At 69.3% G+C, this 3,424-nt stretch carries 5 protein-coding genes and 1 tRNA gene; 1 reads left to right on the top strand and 5 read right to left on the bottom strand.

Annotation, left to right across the window (positions count from 1 at the left end):
- A partial coding sequence (locus Q7W29_01820; protein ID MDO9170548.1) for a hypothetical protein occupies positions 1–662 on the top strand: 662 nt, incomplete at its 5' end.
- A gap of 127 nt (positions 663–789) precedes the next feature.
- Here the strand turns inward: Q7W29_01820 and Q7W29_01815 are convergent.
- The 5 genes from Q7W29_01815 to Q7W29_01795 all read right to left on the bottom strand — a co-directional run.
- Positions 790–1,014, bottom strand: coding sequence for a hypothetical protein (locus tag Q7W29_01815; protein ID MDO9170547.1), 225 nt, complete (start codon positions 1,012–1,014; stop codon positions 790–792).
- Positions 1,015–1,278: 264 nt separating this feature from the next.
- Positions 1,279–1,364, bottom strand: a tRNA-Leu gene (locus Q7W29_01810).
- Between the two features lie 17 nt (positions 1,365–1,381).
- Positions 1,382–1,705 (bottom strand): preprotein translocase subunit SecG, encoded by a 324-nt coding sequence (secG, locus tag Q7W29_01805; protein MDO9170546.1) that lies wholly within the window; start codon positions 1,703–1,705, stop codon positions 1,382–1,384.
- Between the two features lie 106 nt (positions 1,706–1,811).
- Positions 1,812–3,008, bottom strand: coding sequence for a phosphoglycerate kinase (locus tag Q7W29_01800; GenBank protein MDO9170545.1), 1,197 nt, complete (start codon positions 3,006–3,008; stop codon positions 1,812–1,814).
- Positions 3,008–3,424, bottom strand: a 417-nt coding sequence (locus Q7W29_01795; protein MDO9170544.1) for a hypothetical protein, incomplete at its 5' end; no start/stop codon positions are given. The genes Q7W29_01800 and Q7W29_01795, both read right to left, overlap by 1 nt.

The following is a 3,424-nucleotide window of genomic DNA, read 5'->3' as shown; positions in this document are numbered from 1 at the left end:
CGACCCTCGACCTGCGGGCCCAGGTCGCGCCCGGCTCCAACACCGTGACGCTGTTCAACGGCCAGGAGCTCGACCTCGGCATCCAGCGCCGTCCGAACTGCCTCGACGCCCCCATCAAGAAGATCGTGCCCGGCGAGGCGTACAACCTCAGGCTCGGGTTCTACGTCTCCGAAGACTTCCACGTGGACCTCTTCGGCTCCTACGCCAAGAGCAAGGCGGAGATCTCCCTGCTGCGCTACGAGGACGGCTTGGCCGTCGACCGGGTCGAGGCCGACGAGCTGCAGCATTGGACCGACGAGCTGTACCAGAGCCAGGGCATCGAAGGCGGCTTCCGCGACGAGGACTTCCGCTCCTTCACCGGCGGCGCCAACCTGGTCTACGACGCCCGCGCCGTCCGGATGCTCGGGCTCACCCCCCAGTTCGGCACCGGCTTCGGCGGCATCATCAACCGCTTCTCCACGCTGGAGGACAAGACCGCCCTCTACTTCCAGCTCTTCGGCGGACTGCTGCTGCCGCTCGGCGACAGCCTGCGCATCGACCTGCGCGGGACCGCGACCACCTTCTCGTTCGCGACCGAGGAGGTCACCTACGCCCAGCAGGTGACCACGTTCGTCGGCAGCGTCGGCGTGACCTGGCTCTTCGACGTGAAACCAGTCCACTGACGGCACCGATCCGGCATCCCCATGCCGGGCAACCGGTTGCGCGAACTCCCCGACTGAAATAAGGACCGCCGCACCCGAGGGTGCGGCGGTCCTTCTCTTCCCCAGCGCCGTTGCGCCAGGGCATCCGCTACATGGTCGGCTTCGCGGTCGTCTTCTTGGGGGCCGCCTTCTTGGCGACCTTCTTCTTCGCGACCTTCTTCTTCGCGACCTTCTTCTTGGCGACCTTCTTCTTGGCCACCTTCTTCTTCGCGACCTTCTTCTTCGCGACCTTCTTGGCGACCTTCTTCTTCGCGACCTTCTTCTTGGCCGCCTTCTTCTTGGTCGCTGCCGCCAGCTTCAGACTCTCCTCCATAACTGACCTCGCTTGCTGACTCCATCCCTTGGTCGCCAGGCGCACCCTGAAGCGACCTACGAATTGTCCGACCTGGCTCCGTCCACGTCACCCATCACTTGACCGTCCTCGTCCGCTCCACCTTGCGATGTCGTCGTCCGGTTCCCGTCCCGTGGTCGACGTCGTGGACAATTCGTGAACCAGTCGGGGACATTATTGAGATGGCTAAAAACTACTGTCAACGAAAAAAATGGAGGATCGACGAAAGTCGATCCTCCGGGATGCTGGTGCTCGGGGCGGGACTCGAACCCGCACGGCTTGTGGCCACTACCCCCTCAAGATAGCGTGTCTACCAATTCCACCACCCGAGCGACGCGCGGCGAGGAGCTCACTGGCCGTCGGTGATGGGAGCGCCACCGCCGACGGGACCGCTCGACTGTTCGCTGACCGGAGCGCCGCCGGGGCGCTTCGCGGTGCGGTCGGCCGTCAGGCCGAAGAGCACCGCCGACGTCAGGAAAAAGCCCGCGGCGAGGTAGATCGTCATCTTGTTCAGCGCCGTGGCCATCGCGCGCGTGCCGAACATCTGCTGGGGCAGACCGCCGCCGCCGCCGAAGGCGCCGGCCAGGCCGCCGCTCTTGCCGGACTGCAGCAGGACCACGACGCAGAGCAGCAGGCTGACGATCACGTGCAGGACCATGAAGAAGGCGTACATGTCGTTTCTCCCGCGGGTCGTTGCGAACAAAGAAATGCCACCGGACCGCCGGCGGCTCGTAGGAAATTAGCATCCCCGGGGGCGGATGTCAACCCGGCGGGCGGGTTCAAGCGTCGGTGAGCGCCTCCACGCCGGGCAGCCGGCAGCCGGCCATGAACTCCAGCGAAGCGCCGCCGCCGGTCGAGATGTGGGTGATCCGGTCGGCCAGTCCCAGCTGGTTGACCGCCGACACCGAGTCCCCTCCCCCGACCACCGTGTGGGCGCCCCGGCCGGTGGCCGCGGCCACCGCCTCGCCGATCGCCCGGGTGCCGGCGGCGAAGGCCGGGATCTCGAACACGCCCACGGGACCGTTCCAGAACACGGCGCGACTCGCGTCGATGGTGTCGCGGAAGCGGACGATCGTCCGCGGCCCGATGTCCAGCCCCTGCCAGCCGTCGGGGATGTCGGTCACCAGCACCTCGCGCCGCGCCGCTTCGCCGCTGAAGTCGTCGGCGATCACGACGTCCTGGGGCAGCACGAGCTTCGCGCGGGAGGTTTCGGCCTTGGCGAGGATCCGCTCCGCCACCTCCAGGCTCTCGAGGTCGACCAGGCTGTCGCCGACGCCGAGGCCGTGGACCTTGAAGAACGTGAAGATCATCCCGCCGCCCAGCAGCAGCGTGTCGACGGTGTCCAGCAGGTGCTCGATGACCTCGACCTTGCCCTGCACCTTGGCCCCGCCGAGGATCGCCGTGAAGGGGCGGGGCGGGGCCTGCAGCAGCAGCCCCAGGTTGTGCAGCTCCGTCTCCATGAGCAGGCCGGCGCAGGCCGGCGCGAGGAACGAGGCCACCCCGACCGTCGAGGCGTGGGCGCGGTGCGCGGTGCCGAACGCGTCGTTGACGTAGACGTCGCCGAAGGCGGCCAGCTCGCGGGAGAAGGCCGGGTCGTTGTCCGTCTCGGCCTTGGCGAAGCGCAGGTTCTCCAGCAGGAGCGTCTCGCCGGGCTTCAGCCGGGACGCCTGGGACCGCGCCGACTCGCCCACGGTGTCGTCGGCGAACCGGACGGGCGACGGCAGGAGCTCGGCGAGGCGGTCCGCCACGGGGCGCAGCGACATCTCGGGCACGACCTTGCCCTTGGGACGCCCGAGGTGGCTCATCAGCACCAGGCGCGCGCCGGCGTCCAGGACGTGGCGGATGGACGGCAGCGAGGCGCGGATGCGCGTGTCGTCGGCGATCGCGCCGTCCTTGTCCAAGGGCACGTTGAAATCGACCCGCATCAGGACGCGCTTGCCGGCCAGATCGAGGTCCCGCAGTCCCATCTTGCGCATCACCGTCCGCCTTCCGTTGTGCCGCCGCCGTCAGTCCACGCGGCAGGGATGTTAGGAGCCACGTCCGGAGGTGTCAAGAGCACCGCCCCGGGAGCCGCCGGCGCGGCGCCCGCCGCCGCCGACCAGACGACGGTCCAGCCGGCGGCGCGCAGGGCCGCGGCGGCCGCGGCCAGCGTGGCGCCGCTGGTGACCAGGTCGTCCACGAGGGCCACCCGCGTCCGGCCGTCCAGCGGCGGCCGCGCCGCGAAGGCGTCGGCGACGTTGCGCCGGCGGCGCGGATCGTCCCCCGCGAAGTGCGCCTGCTGGGACGTCGCGCGCCGTCGCCGCAGCAGCTCCGGCCGGACGGGCCGGTCCACTTCCGCACCGACCGCGCGCGCCAGGGCTTCGGCCTGGTTGAAGCCGCGCTCGCGGCGGCG

Source organism: bacterium (assembly GCA_030654305.1).
Classification (GTDB): Bacteria; Krumholzibacteriota; Krumholzibacteriia; order LZORAL124-64-63; family LZORAL124-64-63; genus PNOJ01.
The sequence above is the reverse complement of the archived record's forward strand: the minus strand, read 5'-3'. Positions and strand labels throughout refer to the sequence as shown.

Coding starts and splice junctions, on each gene's coding strand:
- Q7W29_01815 (MDO9170547.1), bottom strand. CDS start 1,014: ATGGAGGAGAGTCTGAAGCTGGCGGCAGCGACCAAGAAGAAGGCGGCC.
- secG (MDO9170546.1), bottom strand. CDS start 1,705: ATGTACGCCTTCTTCATGGTCCTGCACGTGATCGTCAGCCTGCTGCTC.
- Q7W29_01800 (MDO9170545.1), bottom strand. CDS start 3,008: ATGCGCAAGATGGGACTGCGGGACCTCGATCTGGCCGGCAAGCGCGTC.